The organism is Gemmatimonadota bacterium, from assembly GCA_009838845.1.
Lineage (GTDB): Bacteria > Latescibacterota > UBA2968 > UBA2968 > UBA2968 > VXRD01.
In genome coordinates this window covers 1-20,971 of record VXRD01000079.1, presented here as the reverse complement: position 1 = coordinate 20,971, position 20,971 = coordinate 1, and the positions used below count along the sequence as shown (strand labels likewise).

General features: G+C 50.3%; 20 protein-coding genes. 11 read left to right on the top strand and 9 right to left on the bottom strand.

The genetic code is table 11. From position 1 onward, the window contains the following. Positions 1-204 precede the first annotated feature (204 nt). From F4Y39_10240 to F4Y39_10230, 3 genes are read right to left on the bottom strand one after another with little or no spacing between them, the layout of a single operon-like run. Positions 205-1,839, bottom strand: coding sequence for an arylsulfatase (locus tag F4Y39_10240; protein MYC14092.1), 1,635 nt, complete (start codon positions 1,837-1,839; stop codon positions 205-207). A 5-nt stretch (positions 1,840-1,844) separates the two neighbouring features. After that, on the bottom strand, positions 1,845-2,621 hold the full coding sequence (locus tag F4Y39_10235; GenBank protein ID MYC14091.1) for an aldo/keto reductase: 777 nt from the start codon (positions 2,619-2,621) through the stop codon (positions 1,845-1,847). A gap of 33 nt (positions 2,622-2,654) precedes the next feature. Continuing rightward, positions 2,655-5,093 carry an FtsX-like permease family protein gene (locus F4Y39_10230; protein MYC14090.1) on the bottom strand — a complete coding sequence of 813 codons (2,439 nt, stop codon included), beginning with the start codon at positions 5,091-5,093 and terminating at the stop codon, positions 2,655-2,657. Between the two features lie 103 nt (positions 5,094-5,196). On the opposite strand from F4Y39_10230, the gene F4Y39_10225 reads away from it, so the two are divergent. Next, positions 5,197-5,700: a hypothetical protein gene (locus F4Y39_10225; GenBank protein MYC14089.1), complete on the top strand. Its 504-nt coding sequence runs from the start codon at positions 5,197-5,199 to the stop codon at positions 5,698-5,700. A gap of 6 nt (positions 5,701-5,706) precedes the next feature. Here the strand turns inward: F4Y39_10225 and F4Y39_10220 are convergent, their stop codons facing one another. Continuing rightward, complete coding sequence (locus F4Y39_10220; GenBank protein ID MYC14088.1) at positions 5,707-6,975, bottom strand: HD domain-containing protein; 1,269 nt, start codon at positions 6,973-6,975, stop codon at positions 5,707-5,709. An 86-nt stretch (positions 6,976-7,061) separates the two neighbouring features. Here F4Y39_10220 and F4Y39_10215 point away from each other — a divergent pair, with 86 nt between their 5' ends. After that, positions 7,062-8,231, top strand: coding sequence for a xylose isomerase (locus tag F4Y39_10215; protein MYC14087.1), 1,170 nt, complete (start codon positions 7,062-7,064; stop codon positions 8,229-8,231). 21 nt (positions 8,232-8,252) lie between these two features. Here F4Y39_10215 and F4Y39_10210 read toward each other — a convergent pair whose 3' ends face one another. Next, positions 8,253-8,870 (bottom strand): DUF1854 domain-containing protein, encoded by a 618-nt coding sequence (locus F4Y39_10210; GenBank protein MYC14086.1) that lies wholly within the window; start codon positions 8,868-8,870, stop codon positions 8,253-8,255. A gap of 224 nt (positions 8,871-9,094) precedes the next feature. Between F4Y39_10210 and F4Y39_10205 the strand changes: the two genes are divergently transcribed. From F4Y39_10205 to F4Y39_10170, 8 genes are all read left to right on the top strand, one after another. After that, the gene (locus F4Y39_10205) at positions 9,095-9,682 is read left to right on the top strand and encodes a nucleoside monophosphate kinase (GenBank protein ID MYC14085.1); all 588 of its coding nucleotides are present in this window, start codon (positions 9,095-9,097) and stop codon (positions 9,680-9,682) included. Beyond that, the gene (locus tag F4Y39_10200; protein ID MYC14084.1) at positions 9,679-10,569 is read left to right on the top strand and encodes a diacylglycerol kinase family lipid kinase; all 891 of its coding nucleotides are present in this window, start codon (positions 9,679-9,681) and stop codon (positions 10,567-10,569) included. The genes F4Y39_10205 and F4Y39_10200 overlap by 4 nt, the downstream gene beginning before the upstream one ends. Before the next feature lie 65 nt (positions 10,570-10,634). Beyond that, complete coding sequence (locus F4Y39_10195) at positions 10,635-11,642, top strand: phytanoyl-CoA dioxygenase family protein (protein MYC14083.1); 1,008 nt, start codon at positions 10,635-10,637, stop codon at positions 11,640-11,642. A 23-nt stretch (positions 11,643-11,665) separates the two neighbouring features. Next, positions 11,666-12,646 carry a Gfo/Idh/MocA family oxidoreductase gene (locus F4Y39_10190; protein MYC14082.1) on the top strand — a complete coding sequence of 327 codons (981 nt, stop codon included), beginning with the start codon at positions 11,666-11,668 and terminating at the stop codon, positions 12,644-12,646. A 156-nt stretch (positions 12,647-12,802) separates the two neighbouring features. Further along, complete coding sequence (locus F4Y39_10185) at positions 12,803-13,192, top strand: BlaI/MecI/CopY family transcriptional regulator (GenBank protein ID MYC14081.1); 390 nt, start codon at positions 12,803-12,805, stop codon at positions 13,190-13,192. Beyond that, entirely contained in the window at positions 13,189-15,216 is a 2,028-nt protein-coding gene (locus tag F4Y39_10180) for a DUF4837 family protein (protein ID MYC14080.1), read from the top strand. Before F4Y39_10185 ends, F4Y39_10180 begins: the two co-directional genes overlap by 4 nt. 82 nt (positions 15,217-15,298) lie before the next feature. Further along, positions 15,299-15,937: an energy transducer TonB gene (locus F4Y39_10175; GenBank protein ID MYC14079.1), complete on the top strand. Its 639-nt coding sequence runs from the start codon at positions 15,299-15,301 to the stop codon at positions 15,935-15,937. 105 nt (positions 15,938-16,042) lie between these two features. Beyond that, the gene (locus tag F4Y39_10170) at positions 16,043-17,695 is read left to right on the top strand and encodes a hypothetical protein (GenBank protein MYC14078.1); all 1,653 of its coding nucleotides are present in this window, start codon (positions 16,043-16,045) and stop codon (positions 17,693-17,695) included. 18 nt (positions 17,696-17,713) lie between these two features. Here the strand turns inward: F4Y39_10170 and F4Y39_10165 are convergent, their stop codons facing one another. Further along, positions 17,714-18,664: a hypothetical protein gene (locus F4Y39_10165; protein MYC14077.1), complete on the bottom strand. Its 951-nt coding sequence runs from the start codon at positions 18,662-18,664 to the stop codon at positions 17,714-17,716. Between the two features lie 158 nt (positions 18,665-18,822). On the opposite strand from F4Y39_10165, the gene rpsT reads away from it, so the two are divergent. Next, positions 18,823-19,080 (top strand): 30S ribosomal protein S20, encoded by a 258-nt coding sequence (gene rpsT / locus F4Y39_10160; protein ID MYC14076.1) that lies wholly within the window; start codon positions 18,823-18,825, stop codon positions 19,078-19,080. Positions 19,081-19,146: 66 nt separating this feature from the next. On the opposite strand, the gene cysK is transcribed toward rpsT, so the two are convergent. From cysK to F4Y39_10145, 3 genes are read right to left on the bottom strand one after another with little or no spacing between them, the layout of a single operon-like run. Then, entirely contained in the window at positions 19,147-20,067 is a 921-nt protein-coding gene (cysK, locus tag F4Y39_10155) for a cysteine synthase A (protein ID MYC14075.1), read from the bottom strand. Between the two features lie 2 nt (positions 20,068-20,069). Next, the gene (locus tag F4Y39_10150; GenBank protein MYC14074.1) at positions 20,070-20,501 is read right to left on the bottom strand and encodes an Rrf2 family transcriptional regulator; all 432 of its coding nucleotides are present in this window, start codon (positions 20,499-20,501) and stop codon (positions 20,070-20,072) included. 19 nt (positions 20,502-20,520) lie between these two features. Beyond that, entirely contained in the window at positions 20,521-20,805 is a 285-nt protein-coding gene (locus tag F4Y39_10145) for a MoaD/ThiS family protein (protein MYC14073.1), read from the bottom strand. Positions 20,806-20,971 lie beyond the last annotated feature (166 nt).

The following is a 20,971-nucleotide window of genomic DNA, read 5'->3' as shown; positions in this document are numbered from 1 at the left end:
TGTCACATCAAACCACGGCAACCAATTCCACGTACCGTGAATCCCACCTGTAAGTGTTAGAGCCTCATTTGGCACACCAAGGTCATTCATACGTTCTCGAATGGTATCAAACGTTCGGACTGAATTTTCTCAAAAAAACAAAATAGGTTACAGCTTTGAATAGACACCTTACATCCATCTTTACAATTCCGCACCGTTTTATCCCTACCCCAGGTAATCCACCTCCACATCCCCAATCGTCAAATTGCTTGAAAACGTCACGCGACCTATATCTTCGAGCTCGAACCAGATCTCCAGATTGCCGTCCCCCGCTTCAAGCTCGAATCGTCCTGTATTCTCTCCCGCAGCCAGCGGGCTTCTCTGGGTATTCCCCTGCCACTGAACCCCCAGGGCACCCGCGCCATTTAGCGACTCGCGGTTGATTCGAAACTCATAGGTTCCGCTCTGTTCGACCTTCACACGCCAGCCGTGTGGCAGTTCGGATATGTATTCTGAATCCTGATAGCGGCACAGCGTGAGAGGATTCTCGGCCGAATTCCCAATGTGAATAACCCCCGCCTGCCAATCCGAAGCCACATCGTCGAACCAGGCGTCGTAGTCTTTCCTCATCTGCGCTACAAGATCGGGCATCTGGCCACCTATCTCTTTCTCTTCGCCAGGGTCGTCTTCGAGATCGTACAGCTCCATCACGGGGTCTGTCGAAGAAGTCTCAAAATCCCATTGTCCGCCGGTACCGGGATCACCCAACCACTTGTAGCGCTGGGTGAGCGCCGTACAGTTGTGGTACTGTCGCGGACGGCTCCCCCGGTGTGTCTGAATGAAAAGTGTGCGATCAAGCCATTCCACATCATGACCTCGAATCAGGGGCGTCAGATCCACGCCATCCATCCTGAGATCAGAAGGGGAATCCACGTTACAAAGCGACAACAAAGTGGGCAGAACATCGATGTGTGAGGCAATCTTGTCGGTTTTGAAACCAGCCGGCAGCCCTTTCGGCCACCTCATGAAATACGGAACGCGAATCCCGCCTTCGTACACATCTCCTTTTGTGGATCTGAGTCCGGCATTGTACCTGCCGCCCGCGGGACCGTGGTCGGACGTAAAGATGATTATTGTATCTTCATCCAGCCCGAGGCGTTCCAGCAGTTCCAGGAGTCGCCCAATATTGTCGTCGATATTCTCGACCATCCCATAGATTCGTGCGACGCTGTCATCCAGACCCATCTCGCGATAGGGATCCGCATATTCGTCACTGATCTCGAGAGGACCGTGCGGCGCGTTCGTCGGAATATAGATAAAAAACGGCTCGCTTTGATATTCCTCGATAAACACGAGGGCCTCGTCAAAGAAGACATCCGTGCAGTACCCTTTCGCCTGGAAATCTTCCCCTTCTCGCCACAGAAGTGAGTCAAAGTAGCTATTTGGCCTTACGGGGGCTTGCCCGATCCCCCCTCCTTTGTGCCACACGGCTTTCTCAAATCCCTGGTCCATGGGCCTCATTGGGTAATTGTCACCGAGATGCCACTTCCCAAAAATCCCGGTGCGGTACCCGGCATCTCGAAATAGCTCGGCGGCAGTGACCTCATCGCCCGACATTAATGCACCCCCTCGAGACGTGTGTAGGATTCCGGTTCGATAGAAATACCGCCCCGTCATCAATGCGGCTCGAGAAGGCGAACACAGCGGATGCCCGTAGAAACGGTCAAACGCCACCCCTTCATTGGCCAAACGATCCATATATGGCGTCCTGATCTGATCATTCCCGTGTACCCCCACAGTTCCGTACCCCTGATCGTCCGTAATGATAAGAACGACATTGGGCCTGTTTTTCTCATCCATTTCGTTTACCCCGCTATGCGGTCAATGGACTGCATCTCGCTTTCAGATAGGGACCAGTCAAAAACATCGAGATTCGCCTGGAGATGTGCTCGGGAACTCGCTTTGGGAATAACGATCATGCCTTTTTGCAGCAGCCACTTGAGGGCGACATGTGCAGAGGTCTTATCGTGGATACGGGCGATGTTCAGCAACACGGGATCCCGAAGAATATCCTTCTTCCCCAGAGGGGAATACGCAGTCACCACCACATCGTTTTCCAGGCACCATTGCAAAACATCTCGCTGTTCGTAGCCCGGATGGTATTTGATCTGATTGACACTGATAGGTGCTGTAGAGAGCGAACGGGCGCGTTCCATTTGTTCGACCGAAAAGTTGCTAACCCCAATACTTCTCGCTTTACCCGCATCGAAAAACTCGTTGAAAGCGCGAATAGTTCCTTCCATAGGCACGGCTTCATTGGGCCAGTGGACCAGCAGCAGATCCACGTAATCCATCTGGAGATATTCGAGAATATCGTCGGCTTGTTCTATCGCGACGTCATATTGCAGATAATCTCTACCGACTTTGGAGGTTATAAAAAGTTTTGAGCGATCAGCACCGACCTCCCGCAGGGCTTCGCCTATTTCGCGCTGATTCTGGTAGATCCAGGCCGTATCGAAGTGCGTATAGCCCAATTCGAGAGCCTGTTTAATGACCTCTTTACATTGATTACCTCTCATCGGCCAGGTACCGAGACCGACAACAGGCATTGCATGGCCCGAAAGCAGGGGCAGGGATTCCATTGAGTTCCTCCATTTAATTCTTTGCCTGTGCCTCTACTCATACCGCAGCGATTCAACCGGATTGGCCATGGCAACTTTGATCGCTTGATAGCTCACAGTGATACAGGCGATAATCAGGGACAGGACGCCAGCGAAAACAAAGACGCGCCATCCCAGAGATGTGTGATAGGCAAAATCATTTAACCACTCGGTCATAAAGTGATAGGCCAGCGGGGCGGCCAGAGCAAAGGAGACGACAACCAGCCTGATGAACTCTTTGGAAAGCAGAATGACGAGATTGGGAATGGACGCACCGAGAATTTTTCTAATACCGATTTCCTTGGTGCGTTGTTCGGCGGTATAGGACGCCAGACCAAACAGACCCAGGCAAGAAATAAAAATGGCGAAAATTGCAAAAAAAGTGGCCAGCGTGCCCATTGTGCTTTCGTTGCGATACATCCTTTCAAACTGTTCGTCCTGAAAAGAAAATTCAAAAGGACGATCATTGAATTTCTTAAATACCCTCTCAATACCTGCAATAGTCTCAGCCGTTTGTCCCGCGGCAATACGAACAAATAAATACTCCGTCCGGGCGGGACTCAGAAGAATAATCAGCGGTTCGATGGCGGTGTACAGTGATTGAAAATGAAAATTTTTAACCACACCAATAATTGGACCCTCGCGACCAAACCGCAGAAGGGTGCCAACCGGGTTTTCCATGCCCATGGCTCGGGCCATTTCTTCATTCACGATAAAACTTCTGAGATCACCGGGAAAATCTCTGGAAAATTCGCGCCCGTGAACAAGCTCCATTTGCAGGGTATTGACCACATCGTAGTTGGCCTGTAACCTGTGAAAAATATGCTCTGAATTGGGATCTCGACCCGCCCACATCGCATTTGTTCCGGTACTCGTTACCCTGAGTGGATTGTGTGCGGTACTGGTCACACCGACAATGCCCGGCTGTTGCAAAAGTTCGCGTCTGAAAGTCTCATACTGCCGCTTAGCTGCACCTTCCAACCGTATATACACCAGATTATCGCGGTCAATTCCCAGATCTTTATTTCGCATATACGCAATCTGTTCATAAACTGTCAGCGTGCCGATAATAAGCAAAATAGAAAGACCGAATTGGAACACCACCAGCACCCGGCGCAACTGACTCGAACCCGACCCCGGTGTAAAAGTACCGTGCAAAACAACGACGGGATTAAAATTGGACAGGAAAAAAGCGGGATAGCTTCCCGCGAGCAAACCGGTTACAATCGCAATACCAAAAAAAATGAGAAGAATCTCGATACTGAAAAGATCGGTCGTGAGCGTCTGATTAATCAAATCGCTAAACGACGGCAAAACCAAAATGACCATGACCAGAGCCAGAATGGCAGCGAACATGGTCATCATGAGAGATTCTCCCATAAACTGCCCAATTAGAATTGTTTTATGTGCCCCGGCAACCTTGCGAATCCCAATTTCCCGGGCGCGTTGCGTAGAACGCGCAGTCGATAGATTCATAAAGTTGATACTCGCGATCAGGATGATGAACACAGCCACGACAATAAACATCCGCACATAGTCAATCCGACCACCGACCAGTTTGCCATTCCTGTAGTCGGAATACAGATGGATATCCTGAAAGGGTTGTAAAAAAGCATCGCTTGTAACCGTCTTATCATTCTCTCTAATAATATTTTTTATCTTGGCATTGAATTGATCGATATTGACATCCTTTTGCAACTGAACGTATAGCCGAAGGTGATTTACCGTCCACTGAGAAAAACTGCGTTTATTGGCCAAATAAGATGCAATTGGCAAAATACAGTCATATCTCAGCGTCGAATTTACGGGCATGTTTTCATAAACCCCGGTCACCTTAAAACTTTTGTTATCGTATTGCATCAGGGCGTGCGTGCTATTCACCACAAATATCTGCCCCATCGCAATACTCCTCCAATCCTCTCCGAAATACTTCTCGGCCAGTCGCTCTGAGATGGCGATATTATTCGGTTCCGAAAGCGCTGTTTCGGGATCTCCCAGGATGAGGGGAAAGGTGAAAATTTTAAAAAAGGCCGGTCCAGCGTGATATCCGCGATCCCGAAAAGTCTGTTTCCCCTGTGTCAAAAGCATGGGCTGAGTCCAGGTCACAAGCACGGTCTCGGTAACTTCGGGATATCGCTCTTCCAGCAATTTGGCACTCGGCTGGGGGATAGAAGACAATGTCGAGATCTTATTCATGCCGTGATGATGCCGCATGAAGCGGTAAATTCGGTCGCCTTCCACATGGAATTGATTGTAGCTGAGTTCGTGGGTGATCCACATAAAAATTAAAAAACTACAGGTCAGGCCCACGGAAAGGCCCGCAATATTGATCAGGGAATGGGTTTTTTGTCCCCAAAAATTGCGGATCGCGATTGTGATATAATTCTTAAACACGGGTTTCTCCTGTTCAGGTATAAGTGCGGATAGTATAATAAATTCAGATACAATATCCAATCTCTACGTGGGGCACAATCTATTCTTTCTATGGACTTGCAATTTATTCCAACCTATATTTGGACTAATCAAGTGCGCTATTGATGTGTGAGGTTTTAAAACGATGAACAACAAAAAGTCTCTATCATCGCCGCAAATGCGCCTATCGTTTGAAGAAGAACAAAAAGTTCGGCGCGAAGACGATATCACCGTGCGATGTATGCAATGCGACAAGCGATTTGCCCAGCCGCGCTGGTACATTGAAAAGGGCATGCGCTCCCAATTTTGCAGCAACGAGTGCAGAACCCATTGGGAATCTGAAGAGGATTTTGAACTCGTGCTGGAAGGTCGTCCAGAGTATCGCGGGGGAAATTGGAAAATTCAAGCGGACAAGGCGCGTGCGCGCGATGGGTTTTGTTGCGCGTCTTGTGGGATTACAGAAGACGCGCTCGGCCGACAGATGGATGTACATCACAAAATACCGTACCGGCTTTTCGACTCTCCAAAAGAGGCCAATCAACTGAGCAATCTAATCAGTCTATGCCCTTCATGCCACAAAAAGATAGAGGGACAGGCAGACACGCCGTTATTTGATCGCGTCAAACACCGATCACAACGGTCCCAATAAAGATCGTTATACCAGCGCATTTGATTCGCCAAATACGCGCTCGCACACTTTTCCAACGCGCTCTCTATAACCTTCGGGTGCAAAAATGTAAAATTTCCAGAGCCGTTCATACTGGTCTTCCACGACCTTTACATCAAAAGGCGGATTGTCTGGGGGATCGTTCAGGCGGCTCAAGCCATTTTGCGTAACAACGCGCACGCGCGCTTCTTTGATGGCAGAGATATCCGGGCAGTAGAGAATAACCTGGTCGGGGTTAATGGTCACAGCATCGGCGATTTGCCGCTCAATCTGCTGCCTACTCTCGACAGATCGATTGTAGGTGGCAATCAACTCATCGCGCCCCCGGCGCCCCACTTCGGCAGTCGAAATCATATAGGCGCGTTTGAGCAGCCGCCGTTCGCAAACGCCGTTGATCAAACGGTCAATGCGCGGGTCTTTATAGCCGAGCAAATGGCGAAAAAGGGCATCGTCCGTCAAAGTGTAAAGATCGGTTTCAGCAAGACCGTGTTCGGTGGCGATCTCGACGGCTTTGGCAATCATAGCACCCGATGACACTTTGGCGTGGTGATAATAAACGCGCTCGGTAAGAAAATAGCGCAGCCGTAACAAGTGCAGCAACTCGGTGCGCGTACTGAGACGGGTCACATCAATCGCGAGATTTTCATCGGCAAGCATAAAGGTGCTAAAAATTCGGTCGTCATAATCCTGACGCAGGCCTGCAAAATACGCATCGCGACGCAAATAATCGAGCAAGTCGGCATCGATGGTGCTGGACACAATCTGCTGCATCCACGCCGGTGAAAACGATTTATCTGTAAGCAGAGAAATCACCGTATCGCGCAGGCCCGAAGCATCGAGTGCTTGCGCGATTTCTGTTTGCGTTAAGAAATGTTTCATGCGGGCGGCTGTGTCGTGGCGGGGAAAGAGCTTGCGTTCATCTTCAAACGTATGTCCAAAGGGCAAGTGCGAAATGTCGTGAACCAGCGCGGCCAATGCGACCGCATCGGCCTGCTCGGATTCGATTTGCGCGCCACCGCGTCTCAAGACATCGAGCACGCGCCGCGACATCGCCGTTGTGCCCAGCGAGTGTTCAAAACGCGTGTGGACACAGCCCGGATAGACCAGATATGCCGATCCTGTTTGGCGCACGCCGCGCAGGCGTTGCATTTGTCGCGTGTCCATAACCCGACGTTCGGATTCATTAAACGACATATCGCCGTGAACGGGATCGCGAATAATCATTTTGTGCTCCCGATGAGTTGTGGAAATGTCCATTGACAGTCAGACTTCACCATGATATTTTGCACGCGGAAGTTGCAACGCTTTATTGGCATTTTTAATTCGTATTTTGAGGAGGTCCAATGGCCGATGTATATACGCCCACAAGAGAAGATAAATTTTCATTTGGTTTGTGGACAGTGGGAAATCCCGGACGCGATCCCTTTGGCGACCCAACGCGCCAAACACTTGCGCCCGAGCGGATTGTGCAACGCTTGAGCGAACTGGGCGCATGGGGCATTAACCTGCACGATAACGACCTCGTGCCAATTGATGCCACACTACAACAGCGCGATAAAATCGTAAGCGGTTTCAAAAACGCACTAAAAAATTGCGGCATGGTCGTGCCCATGGCAACCACCAATACATTTTCTCATCCCGTATTTAAGGATGGGGGCTTTACGTCCAACGATCCCAAAATTCGCGCTTATGGCTTGCAAAAAATTATGCAAGCCATTGATTTAGGCGTCGAATTGGGTGCAAAAACCTATGTATTTTGGGGCGGACGCGAAGGCGCCGAATGCAACGTGGCAAAAGATCCCATCGATGCCCTCAAACGCTACCGGGATGGCTTAAATTATCTGTGCGATTACGTGCGCGACCAGAAATACGATTTGAATTTCGCCCTCGAAGCCAAACCCAATGAACCGCGTGCCGATATGTACTTTCCCACAACCGGGCATTATCTGGCATTTATCGAAACGCTGGATTACCCCGAAATGGTGGGCGTCAACCCGGAAGTTGCACACGAACACATGGCGGGGTTAAATTTCCATCACGGCGTGGCGCAAGCATTCGAGGCGGGCAAACTCTTCCATATCGACTTAAACGACCAGCGTTTTGGTCGCTATGATCAGGACTTCCGGTTTGGCTCAGAAGATTACAAAAGCGCCTTTTTGCTCGTGCGCTTGCTCGAAAACAACGGTTATACGGGTCCGAGGCACTTCGACGCACACGCATTTCGCACAGAAGACGAAGAAGGGGTATGGGATTTTGCCGCAGGGTGTATGCGTACGTACAATATCTTAAGGGATAAAGTGGCACAATTTGAAGCAGATGCCGAAATTCAGGGAATCTTGCAAGAAATTGGAAACCAGAACCCCGAATACGAACAGCATCTGGGCAAATACAGCCCGGAAAAATCGCTGGCACTCAAACAAGTGCAATTTGACATCGATGCAATGGGGCGCGTTGGATTGGGCTATGAGCGTCTGGATCAGTTGCTGGCCGACTTATTGTTAGGGGTGCGGTAGCAGATCACTATGCCCGGCGAATCATCGTATGCCAATCGATCCGCCCATGCCGCTACTACCGCTACTACCGCCACTACTACTACCACCGCGACTGCTCGAACCTCTGCCTCTGCCACTTCTACTACTCGAGATCGATCGGGTGTAATAGCGCGCCTTGACAACTTTATCGGGCAGCAGGTCAGAAGTCAGGTCCCGGCTTTCCGGATCGAGATCCCAGTAATTGTCAATTTTGTATCGCTTGCCATTTTCATCCGTGATTTCAATTGCAGGCGGTTCATTGCCCTTGAGAGCATCGCGTCCCAGAATGCGGAAAGTATATTCGCCATCGTCGGTATCAACAGTCCACTGACTGCCCGTGCCTTTGGGTACGACGGAAGTTATGGCACTGATGGTCGGGACAAAGTAGATGGCTTTGAGTTCGGCTTCGAGCAAATTGCGCGAAGTATCGTCGAGTTTTTTGGGATTTTCAATAATGCCAATTTCGTGCCCCAATTCGTCCATCAAACTGACAAATTGATCGGGATTGCTGTGGGGAAACGCGCGGGCAAGGCGATCGACAAATGAGGTCTTCCCATGGATAAGAGCTTCAATTTTATCGCCATTTTTTTTCAGCGAGATGGCAGCGGGATCGAGGTTCATGATGTTCTCCTGTAAGAAAGCGGACAGCGGTAAGAAAAAACCTTCTGGATCGCGGCTTTAATCCTGCCGCGATGACAATCGCTATTCCTATCGTCACGCCTGCATGCCTAAAGCAGGCGTCCAGGATGGGAGATGCTTTTAACTCTTATCGCATTGATCGCTGATAGCTTAATTATACACTCACATTTCCATTCTGTCAAAAAACAATCGAGGGAGTTATACCGATGTATGATACTGTCTTATTATTTGGGCCCCCTGGTGCTGGCAAGGGCACATGGGGAAGTGTGTTAAAACAAATACCAGGTTTATACCATTTTTCAAGTGGCGATATGCTCAGGGCATTGGACGTCAATAGCCAGCCCGGGGAAATGGCTTTGGCGAGTATTCGCAAAGGCGAACTGGTGCCCGATGAATTTGTCGTTGCACTGTGGCGAGAACGCATGCTGCGCCTGGCTGATTTTGGCGATTTCAAGCCCGACGAACAGACATTGATTTTAGATGGCCTACCGCGCACACTGGCCCAGGCTCAAATGGCCGATGAAGACTTAAATGTAAAGTTGATCATCTTATTGGATTGTCCAGACCGCGATGTACTGATCAAACGCCTCTTTGGACGCGCGCTCGTGGCATATCGCATTGATGACGCAAATGAACAAATTATTCGCAAGAGATTCGATGTGTACGACCGTCAAACAATTGCTGTATTGGAGCATTATCCCAAAGAAATCGTGCAACAAATCGATGTATCACAACCTTCGCCAAAAATTTTGAGAGATATCGGTCAGACCCTGGTCGATTTTTTACATACATGAGTGTGCAATTCTCTCGCGTGCTCTTCATTGCGAATCCACATGCAGGAGTACACCGCAATATTCGATCTCGCGTGATTGCCGCGTGTGAGAAAGCGGGGATGGATTTCGCCCTTGAAGTGACGCAGTACGCGGGGCACGCCACGGAATTGGCAACAAGCGCATCCGAAATGGGATTCGATCTGGTGGTCGCCATTGGAGGCGATGGCACCATTAACGAAGTTGGAAGCGCGCTACTCGGCACAGAGATACCCCTGGGAGTAGTACCCGCTGGATCGGGCAATGCGTTTGCGCGTGCGTTGAATTTATCTCTTGACCCGGCAAAAGCCTGTCGCGCTTTTATTCAGCCAGAGATTAGAAAACTCGATGTGGGGCGCGTGGGCAACGCCCTGTTTTTTTCTACGGCGGGTATTGGCTTAGACGCAGTGGTTGCCCATCGGTATGCAAACCGGACGGGGCGCCGCGGATTCTTGCCCTATCTGGTGCTCACTGCGCTGTCGCTTCTCTCATATCGCCCTCAGACATTGCGATTGAGATTGGATTCTGATAGTGAAATTGAGCGCACGCCTTTGTTCGTTGTCATAGCTAACATGCCAGACTTTGGAGGCGGCGCAACCATAGCCCCTCAAGCGATGCCAGATGATGGACTTCTCGATGTATGCGTGTTTACACATCCGGGGTGGATTCGCCTGGTGTTGAATACCTATCGACTTTTTAATGGCACTTTTGACCGCATGCCCGGCGTCGAGATATTTCGAGCCCAAAAAGTCCATATCACACGCGAGAAAAGTGATTGGTTTCAATTTGATGGCGAGGTTGGGAAAGGCTCCAAAGAACTGATATTTGAAATTATGCCCGGTGCGCTAACGCTGGTCGCAGCAGAACAATAGCGCCTGGGCTCTGAAATTGATTTATAGCAAAAGCTGTTAAACGTCCCACAAAAAGGAGAAATACCATGGGTTGCCTAACTGCCGAGCAGACCGCACAGTTTGAAGAAGAAGGCTATCTGGTGGTGGAGGGCGTGTTGGATCCAAAAACCGTGTTGGATCCTGTGATTGAAGAATATACAGATGTACTCGACACCTTAGTCCGCGATCTTTACGAACAAGAAGAGATTTCTTCCTTGTTCGAAGACCTTGATTTCGCCGAGCGATTCGTCGCGGTCTGTATTGAAACGGGCGATGTACACAAACAGTATTTCGATTTCTCGCTACCATTTCAAAATGTGAAACCAGACACGCCTTTCTGGGCGGGACAGGCTGTTCTCAATGCCTTTACAGCTGAATCCCTGCTCGATTGTGTGGAATCGCTCATCGGACCAGAGATATACTCGAATCCCGTACAACATGTGCGGATTAAACCACCCGAGCATATTCTGCCCAAAAACCAGTTTGGAAATCCGGTTTTGGGAGAAACGATCTGGCATCAAGATCAGGGCGTGGTTGTACCAGAAGCAGATGAGACAAATATGTTGACCGTGTGGTTTGCACTCGAAGACGTCGGTATTGAACAAGGCCCTCTAAAAGTCGTACCCGGCAGCCACAAACACGGGCTTTTGACACATTGCCCATCGTATTTTGGAAATGGACCCAAAACAGCGGGTGGGCGCCAGATACCCGAATCGCTGTTTGAAGCCGAACGCATGATACCGCTACCGGTCAAACGGGGAGATGTCATTTTTCTTCCCAAGTGCACAGTACACGGATCGCTGCCCAATGTAAGCGATAAAATCCGCTGGAGCTTTGATCTGCGGTATAATCCCATCGGTCAAACGACTGGACGCGAGGCATTTCCGGGCTTTGTCGCGCGCAGCCGCAAACATCCAGAGCGCGAATTGAGAGATGCAAAAGTGTGGACCCAAATGTGGTCAGACACTCGAAAGGCGATGTCGAAAATCAATCAGGACGGACAGACCGATGTTCCCTTCGGGCGGTGGAAAGAAGGCCATCCCGATTGTGCCTGAAGAATAGACGATAGGAGGATAATATGGTCGGTTTCGGCGTTATTGGCCTGGGCATGGGGCGTAACAGGGCGCGGTTGATTAAAGAGACAGCCGGGGCAGATTTGAGGGTCGTGTGCGATCTGCACGGCGATCTGGCCGAGGAAGTGGCACAGGAATTGGAGACGGACTGCGTTATAAATATGGAACATGTGTTTGCGCGAGATGATGTGGATGTCGTGATGGTGATGACACCGAGCGGCAAACATGCCCAGGTTGGAATTGAAGCGGCAAAAGCGGGCAAGCATGTGATAACCACCAAACCCATGGATGTGAGCACCGAAGCGTGTGATCGGCTCATTGCGGCTTGTGAAGATGCCGGTGTGTTGTGCGGTGTAGATTATCAAAGCCGATACGTGGATGGCAATGTCAAGATAGCAACCGCGATTCGGGAAGGCTGGCTGGGCAAGATGATTTTGGGTGAAGTGCGTTTTAAGTGGTTCCGCAATGACGAATATTTTCGCCACGACGATGGTTGGCGCGGAACATGGGCTATGGACGGCGGCGGCTCATTGGCCAATCAGGGCGCGCATCTGCTCGACGTATTGAGCTGGTTTATGGGCGACCCGGTTTCCGTGTACGGTGAAATCGACATTGTAAATCACGAGATTGAGACCGAAGACATCGGGCTGGCAATCCTGAATTTCGAGAACGGGGCAAAAGGCACAATCCTGGGCACCACGACCTTTCCCCAGAGTGTGTACTTCAGCGCCGAGGTACACGGAACAGAAGGCGGCATTTTGCTACACGACGTTCTAAATGGCGAAATGACGGTTTACGGCACAGGGCTTCAGGAAAAACTCGACAGCGTAGAAAATGACATCCACAGTATTGTCGAAGACGTGGTAAATGCCGTGACCACAGGAACGCCCTTATCCGTAGATGGACGCGAAGGCCGCCGCACAGTAGCACTCCTCGAAGCGGTTTATCAATCCGCCCGTGAAGGCAAGCCCTTGAAGTTCAAGTGACCCCGTGTCCCCGTTTGGGATTTTGGAGCGCGAGGTCGTCTCCCTCCTACCAGTTTGTCTTTTTTTTTGTTGAACTATTAATTTTTTAATTGACATTCACTTTCTTCTTGGTCATATTTGTTTTGAAAGTATTAAATTTTTAATAGTGAGGGCTTTATGGGCAGACGAAGATCCCCTACTCTGACAGATGCCGAACTGAGATTGATGCGGGTTATTTGGGATCGCGGCTCGGCTACAGTGAGCGAGGTTGTCAACACACTCGCTGGACGTGAATCTCCGGCGTATAGCACGGTATTGACAATATTGCGCATTCTGGAACAGAAGGGTTATTTGCGGCATGAAAAAGAAGGCAGAGCTTTTGTGTATTATCCAATCGTGGGGCGAGAGGATGCACAGCGAAGCGCCATTCAGTATCTGATGAGTCGCTTTTTCGACAATTCGCCAGAAACTCTGGTACTCAATCTGGTGGAAAATGAAGAACTCGATGCGCAAGACCTTGCCCGCATTCACAAAATGATTCAGAAGGCAGAGGAGGATGAAACATGATGGGCGAATGGATTGATACCATTGCCCGGCTCAGCGTATTTTATCTGCTGAATGGGATCTGGATGGGGGTTTTGGCTGCAATGATTGTGGCAGTGCTCTCGCGTTTGCGCGTGCCTGCGTCTTTGTTGCACCGCCTGCTCTGGGTCGCCGTGATTGGTGTGGTAATTATGCCTCTGTTTCTCGTCACACCTGCATCATACGAGGCCGCAGATGAATCGGATGCAAGGATTCCTCCAACCAGGGTTCTGGATACCAATCTCGCCAGTGAGGCATCACAACCTCAAATTGCAACGCCTGTGAAAACCCGGTCAATCCTCAGCACATCTTCCTGGCCGATTGTCGTCTGGATTTTATGGCTGGTCGTTGCCTGTGCAATGCTCGTGCGGATTGCACTGAGATATTGTCAGATGATGCGGTTAAAGCGATCCGGAAAGTGGGCGGGAAAAGATCTTCAGGCCCGGTTTGAGCGGTGCAAACGCAGATGGATTGGCTCAGTGGATGTTGGTTTGCGAATTTCAGATGCTATTGCCAGCCCCGCAGTACTGGGTATTTTTCGCCAGGTCGTACTCATACCGCAACATCTCATACCGCAACTCTCAGCGTCTGAACTGGAGCAAATTCTCAAGCATGAAATCGCGCATGTTCAACGCCGAGATGCTCTCGGCATTCTGGTGCAGCGCCTCGTAGAAGTTTTTTTATGGTGCAATCCGGGCATCTGGTGGCTGAGTCGGCAACTGTCACTAACACGAGAAATGGCCTGCGATGATTATGCCGCGCATCGCGGTCACAATGCACGTGATTATGCGATCTGTCTGACGCGCCTGACAGAAATGATTGGCAGGGTGCGCCCAATAGGATTGGGCATCATAAATCGCCATCCGAATCTGGTAAAGCGCTTTGAATATCTGCTCAATCAGCGCCGCCCATCGCTGTCGCACAGTGCCATCTGGCTCGCGATATTTCTATTTGTCTGTGTCATTGCTGTAAAAATTGGTCCCCTCATTGACGTGCCCGGTAGAGCCGAAGCCCATCTGAAAATTTCTCGGTGGAGCAAACCGCTGGCAGATGTACTTATCGGCAATCCATTGCCCCGGGGCATTGGACTAACCAGTAAAATTGTGATTGTGGCCGATGGCGCAACCCGAGAAAAATTAAAACCAGTACTGGAAGATTTACTGTTAGACCCGGTATTGACGCCGCAACCCGAGTACGTATTTGATCTCGTATATGTCTCTCCTGAAGCGTTTCGGGATTTTCGGGCTTACCGCAATTTGATCCTTGTTTCATCTGCAAATAGTATTCTGGCGAAGGACTTACAGCCGCTGTTTACCGGGCGTTCCAAAAATGAGACAGTGATTCACCGCGATATGTGGGCATCTGATCAGATAGTCGTGGTCGTCAAAGCTGATGATCCGGGTGTAGCTGAACAAGTCGCGCTCAATGGCGACCGCATTGTGTCGGCGATTGATGCATCTATGTCGAAATGGCTCGAAACCATTCTGTATCACGCGGGAGAAAATACCGAGTATTCTGAAGCTCTATCACGGCAATTTGGCTGGCGCCTGCGGGTGCCGGTGGGCTATGAAGTAATGGATGAGTATGCAAATGAGAACTTTGTGGCACTGGCGCGTCAAGTAGATCGGCGACAATTGTGGTTGTGGATATATTGGGAAGATGGTGTACATCCCGATCAATTGACGCCAGATTGGTGCTTGCAGAAGTGGGACGACGTATCGAGCCGTTTTTATGGCGGTGATCAAACGTCGTCTGGGGAGGTAAATATTTACCAGACAGAGTTCCTGGGAAAATTGGCCGTCTGTCTGGAAGGACTGTGGGAGAATACACGCGCGTGGCAAGGTGGACCGTTTAAGAGTTACGCACTTTTTGACGTCGCTCAGAATCGCTTCTTTTTAATCAACATGGGGATCTATGCGCCTAACCGCACAAAAGCGCTTCAGATGCGACAACTCGATGTACTGGCTCACACCTTCTATCCTGAGGACCTGAGAAAGGGGGGATACTGATGTTATACACACCCGGGTAATAAACCAATAGATATTTTTTTGAGACGAACTATTAAATTATTAATATATCAAAAAGGAGGAAATGATGATACGCAACAAACATGCAGATGCCGATTTGAAAGCAATTTATCCAAAGATGATGAGACGTTCTACTTCGTTGACGCTATTTCTGATGGTCGGATTGGCCATTTTGTTTCCAGATATGAAGATCGATTCTAAACCGACCAAAAGATCTATTGAGGTGGTCAATGTTGTAGATATTCCTGTGATACCGGATCCACCATTGCCTCTGGAAAGGCCCAAAATACCCCTTGAAACAGAAGACGAAGACGTGCCAGATGATGTGACCATTGCCGATACAGAACTGGATTTCGATGCACCTGTCGTCGATATCCCACCACCGCTGCAGAAGGGCGATGTGGAAGTCGAGGAAGAAATTTTGGAATTCTGGATCGTGGAACAGAAACCCGAGTTGATCAAGTTCGTGAACCCGGTTTATCCAGAGATGGCTCGCAGAGCGGGTTTGCAGGGCCAGGTGCTTGTGGCGTTTATAGTGACCAGAGAGGGGCGCGTGACCGAACCACGAGTCTTAAAAGGCCCCGAGATTTTTCGCGCTGCAGCCCTGGAGGCGGTCAGACAATTTCAGTTCAAGCCAGCCATGCAAAATGACAGAGGAGTTGCGGTACGCATGACCATCCCGATCCGTTTCAGTTTGCATTGAATCAGGCCCCTGTGGGAAACGAGTTCTCTTGAAGTACGGGCAAATTGGGGATATATTGAGCGGGTCTTCGGTTTGCTGGAAGTCGTTCACTCATGGGGGTTATGCATGCTAAAATACGAAGCACTATTGGAAAATCTGAATGAACAAATAGAAACCATTTTACCCCGTCAGATTATGGATGCAGGACGAGAAGATTACGGCGGGTTTGTCAGCGATGGTATTGCCGGTGCGACAAATGTGAGCGCGGTATCCACCCTGGGCTATGCCTATCTTCTGGAAGGCGGTCGATATTATCAAAGCGAAGAAATTCTGGCACGCATCCTCGCTGGCGCGGCTTTTGCGCGAAAGATTCGCCGAGAGAGTGGGTGCTTTGATCTGATAACGACCAATTTTGATTCATCGCCAGACACGGGATTTCTGGTCGAGGGACTCGCACCAGTAGTCCGCGCGGCTCGCAAAGCCAAAGATGATGGCGCAGGCCAGATAGCCGAAGTACTCGGAGAAATTATTCAAACGGCTGTACCCGGCATGATCGCGGGCGGATTCCACACGCCGAATCACCGCTGGGTATTGGTCGCCGCGCTTTCCCAGGCGCTGGAATTATTCCCCGATCTGGATGGAATGGACACCATTGAAAGCTATCTCGCCGAAACAATAGACAACAATGCCGATGGCGAATACATCGAGCGCAGTGCAGGCACGTATAACGCCATCTGCAATCGCGCACTGAGACTGGCTTCCGACGCACTCAATCGCCCCCAACTTCTGGAACCCGTGCGTCAAAATCTGGATTTGTCCTATCACATGTTACATGCAGACGGAACCGTTGTAACGAGTTTTTCCCGCAGACAGGACCACGGCACCCGCGTTGTACTGGTAGGTATGGTCGATAGCTATTACAACATGGCGCGGCGGGAAGAAAATGGATTTTACGCGGCAGTCGCAGACTGGTTATACGCCATATCCCCCGGCGGTTTGCCATGGGCACTCGAACCATTTTTAACCCACCCCGAATGGCGAGTAGATAACCTTGAGCGCGAGCCTTTGCCCGAGTCGTACGCCAGGGTTTACCCAACCGCTCAATTGTGGCGCGTGCGGCGCGAAAAAACGAGTGCCACAGCAGGTGCAGGTATAACATCGCCATTTGGCGTAAAACACGGAGACGTGGAATTGGCCTCGGTGAACCTGTGCGCGAGCTATTTTTCTATCGCACAATTTTCAGGCGAGACCTTTGAGGAAGTAGATGGCAAAATCAGAATGACGCACATAAGCCGAAGTTCAGATGGAGGCAGACCCGGTTATGACCTGCCATTGGGGCGCGAGGTCGCATTTGAGGAATTTTACAACTTGCGAAAAGAAAGAGATGTGTACGCCCTGCCGCCGCTAACGACAGTATTGGAAATTGAAGAAGTGGATAGCGGATTTAATCTGCACGTAAAATCAGAGGGCTATGACCGCGTGCCATTTCAAATTGCGTGCGATTTTGTACCCGGTGGCGAACTGGATTTTGACAGTGGGATCGTGCGTGGCCAGGCCGCAGAGGTCGCATTCCTCAAATCCGGATATGCGACCTACCACATAAACAACGACGCCATTTCCATCGGACCGGGTGCGTATGCCCATCGCTTCTGGGCGTTGCGGGGCAGCGAATCCGCCCCCACTGCTTTCCGCGTATTGATGACATTTACGACGCCAGTGGATCACCTGCTGGAAATCAGATGCGGAACCTGGTCAGCCGCCGAAGAGAAACTCGTTTAGCCACCATCCCCACCTGCATCACTGCGCAATAGCCACCGCGCGAACCTCCCCGAACTCGCGGGTGAACTTCGTCCAGGAATCGCCATTATCGGTGCTGCTAAAAATTTGTCCGGCAATACTATACGCTATCATCAAATCCGGTACAGCGGGATTGTGAACAATCGCCCAGACCGTGCTGTTGGTATTGCCATTCAGATCGGCGCGCTCCCACGAATGTCCCAGATCAGACGTGTAGAACAGCCCCCCTTCATCGCCTGGCGGACCATTTCCCGCGCCGACATACACCCGACCACTTGACATATAGAGCACCCCCCTGCAATAGGGCCAGGGAAACTCTGCTTTCACATTGAGCCGTGTCCAATTTATCATATCGGTTGTAAGGCACACATCATTATTGGTGCCAGCCACAAGTGTTTTTGGACTTCCGGGCACAAGCGCGAGGCCGTGAATGTCCAGGCTCGAAAGGCCCTCATTACCAGATGTCCATGTCTCACCGCCGTCTCTGCTAATCCGCATGCCATCGATTTCAATACCCGCATAGACGGTCTGATCATCTGTCGGATCTATGATAATAGTCGTGACGCGCGGAATAATCGCACCGCAATCCTCGACGAGTTCCACGGAAAGTTGCTTCCATGTCTCACCGCCATCGTCCGACCGAAACAACGCAGAAGGACATGTGCCAGCATAAACCGTATTTGGACTTCTGGGATGAATCGCAAGAGACCAGATTTGCATACCGTTCATTGGCGAATCCAATTTTTCCCAGTTGTCTCCCCCATTTTGCGAGCGATAAATACCGGCCTCTGTACCCGCAAACAGAATTGACGCATTGTCTGGATGCACGGCAATGGCGCGAATATCCGATTCCGAGAACATACCGCTGCTCGTACGCCGCCATGAGTCGCCACCATCTTCGCTTCGCCAAACACCCTGACCAATTGTGCCGACATAAATAGTTGATGCCATTGTGATTCCTCCCGATTGGATTTGATTAAAGACCTGAGCGATAAAATAAGACAGAAGCAGAAAAAAACAAGAAAATGAAAAATGGGTTGTGCAAATACCTGTAAATGTTTAGATTTCGTACTCTGAATTTCGGAAAACTCTCTAAGGAGGTGAATCCCTTGCCCACATTGGCATCTTCAAAAAAACGCATGCGCCAGGCTGAAAGAGCCAGGCTCCGCAACAAGAGTACGCGCTCGTCTTTGCGTACTTCTCTAAAAAAGATATTGGAGACAAATAGCAAAGAAGAAGCAGAAGCACTGATCAATCGCACGCAGTCCATCATTGACAAAACAGCAAAAAAAGGCGTTATCCACCGCAATGCGGCCGCCCGCTACAAATCGAGAGTACGGCGCCATGTCGCTGCCCTTGAGTCGTAAAATATCTGCAAAAACAAAAAGCCCCGGCAATCTCAAAAAGATGCCGGGTTTTTTTGTCCGCGTGTATCACCCAAACAAAAACGTGCCCAAATACCGTTCACCGGTATCGCACAATACCGTTGCGACCATCTGTTGGGGTCTCATCGCTGAAGCGACAACAACGGCTGCGTGTGCTGCTGCACCAGACGAAATCCCCACCAGCAAGCCCTCTTCGCGCGCCAATCGCTTTGACATCTTGCGCGCATCCGAATTGGATACGGCAATCACGCGATCCAGTATTTCCGTATTCAGCACATCTGGAATCATGCCTGCGCCCAGGCCATCGATCTCAGTAGGACCAGGTTCTCCGCCCGATAACACTGCAGAATCCCCTGGCTCCACCCCGACGATCACGACATCTGATCGCACTTGCTTAAAGACTTCGCCCACACCGGTCACAGTGCCACCTGTTCCCACACCTGCGACAAAAGCATCGGGAACGCCCTCGAGTTGTGAAATCATCTCGCGGGCAGTGGTCTGCCGGTGAATCTCGGGATTGGCGGGATTTTCAAACTGCATCGGAATAAAACAATTTTTATCCTTAAGCGTCCACGCTTTTTCAATCGCACCGCGCATCCCCTCGCGGGTGGGTGTTAGCACAACCTCGGCACCATAAGCTTTGAGCAATCGGGTGCGCTCGTCGCTGACGCCTTCGGGCATGGTAATGATCAGCCGATAATTTTTTATTGCAGCCACCATGGCAAGGCCAATACCCGTATTGCCACTGGTCGGTTCCACAATGGTCATACCGGGCTTGAGTTGTCCACTTTTTTCTGCTGCCTCAACCATAGCGAGAGCCGTGCGATCTTTTACACTACCCGCCGGATTAAAAAATTCCAATTTCGCCCAAAGCTGAGCACCATTTGCAGGTCTTATCGAGTTCAACTTTACCATGGGCGTGTTGCCCACGAGGTCCAACACCGTATGTCCAGTTTTCGCGCCATCCATAATCATATCCGGAATGTGACAGGCATCTGACGCGCCCGGTACTTTCGACATAAATCGGCAAATGTCACCGATGACAGGACATCGTGTACAGCAGTCCCCACAGCTTCCCACACATCATTGAGCACATCTGTTCCCGCATCCTCAGCCTTCTCGCGCTTATCCACCAAATTGACGGGGCCTTCCAGAGCAGCCAATACCTCTTCCACAGTCAGTTCATCCGGACGTTTCAACAACACATGTCCGCCTTTGGGACCACGAATACTGTGTACCAAACCAGCTTTTCGCAAAAGATTGAGCAACTGTACCAAATACGCTGCGGGGATATTTTGCCGCGCAGCGATATCGGTACGCAAAACTGGCCCTTCCCCATCGTGCAAACACAGATCTAAGACCGCGCGCAAACCGTAGTCACCTTTAGCGGAAATGTGCATCATAAGTCAGATATCTTACCGATTAAAAGGAACACCCACCGGCAATCGCAGGCACAATAGTCACCTGATCGCCATCTCTGAGGTCAGTATCGGGTCCATCCAGAAAACGAATATCCTCTTCATTGACATACACATTGACAAAGCGTCGAATAGCGCCCGACTCATCGACCATGTGTTCCTTAATGCCCGCATGCTGTGCTTCGAGATTGTCGATAGCTTCCCCAACCGTCGCGCCCTGCACTTCTACATCGGATTGATCACCTGTAAATTTGCGCAGAGGCGTTGGAATCCGAACTGTCACAGCCATTTGTTACCTCCTTTTTTATATTTCACCGAATTTCCACTTCCTCAAATTTTGACGACGAATCACGCCATTGAAAAACTTTTTCTCCGCCGACATCTACCCGGGCATTTTTTACTGGAATAATGGGATAAACCACGCCCGGATAGGTTGGCTCACCAAAAAATGTCGC

Coding starts and splice junctions, on each gene's coding strand:
- F4Y39_10240 (MYC14092.1), bottom strand. CDS start 1,839: ATGGATGAGAAAAACAGGCCCAATGTCGTTCTTATCATTACGGACGAT.
- F4Y39_10235 (MYC14091.1), bottom strand. CDS start 2,621: ATGGAATCCCTGCCCCTGCTTTCGGGCCATGCAATGCCTGTTGTCGGT.
- F4Y39_10225 (MYC14089.1), top strand. CDS start 5,197: ATGAACAACAAAAAGTCTCTATCATCGCCGCAAATGCGCCTATCGTTT.
- F4Y39_10220 (MYC14088.1), bottom strand. CDS start 6,975: ATGGACATTTCCACAACTCATCGGGAGCACAAAATGATTATTCGCGAT.
- F4Y39_10215 (MYC14087.1), top strand. CDS start 7,062: ATGGCCGATGTATATACGCCCACAAGAGAAGATAAATTTTCATTTGGT.
- F4Y39_10210 (MYC14086.1), bottom strand. CDS start 8,870: ATGAACCTCGATCCCGCTGCCATCTCGCTGAAAAAAAATGGCGATAAA.
- F4Y39_10205 (MYC14085.1), top strand. CDS start 9,095: ATGTATGATACTGTCTTATTATTTGGGCCCCCTGGTGCTGGCAAGGGC.
- F4Y39_10200 (MYC14084.1), top strand. CDS start 9,679: ATGAGTGTGCAATTCTCTCGCGTGCTCTTCATTGCGAATCCACATGCA.
- F4Y39_10195 (MYC14083.1), top strand. CDS start 10,635: ATGGGTTGCCTAACTGCCGAGCAGACCGCACAGTTTGAAGAAGAAGGC.
- F4Y39_10190 (MYC14082.1), top strand. CDS start 11,666: ATGGTCGGTTTCGGCGTTATTGGCCTGGGCATGGGGCGTAACAGGGCG.
- F4Y39_10185 (MYC14081.1), top strand. CDS start 12,803: ATGGGCAGACGAAGATCCCCTACTCTGACAGATGCCGAACTGAGATTG.
- F4Y39_10180 (MYC14080.1), top strand. CDS start 13,189: ATGATGGGCGAATGGATTGATACCATTGCCCGGCTCAGCGTATTTTAT.
- F4Y39_10175 (MYC14079.1), top strand. CDS start 15,299: ATGATGATACGCAACAAACATGCAGATGCCGATTTGAAAGCAATTTAT.
- F4Y39_10170 (MYC14078.1), top strand. CDS start 16,043: ATGCTAAAATACGAAGCACTATTGGAAAATCTGAATGAACAAATAGAA.
- F4Y39_10165 (MYC14077.1), bottom strand. CDS start 18,664: ATGGCATCAACTATTTATGTCGGCACAATTGGTCAGGGTGTTTGGCGA.
- cysK (MYC14075.1), bottom strand. CDS start 20,067: ATGGATGGCGCGAAAACTGGACATACGGTGTTGGACCTCGTGGGCAAC.
- F4Y39_10150 (MYC14074.1), bottom strand. CDS start 20,501: ATGATGCACATTTCCGCTAAAGGTGACTACGGTTTGCGCGCGGTCTTA.
- F4Y39_10145 (MYC14073.1), bottom strand. CDS start 20,805: ATGGCTGTGACAGTTCGGATTCCAACGCCTCTGCGCAAATTTACAGGT.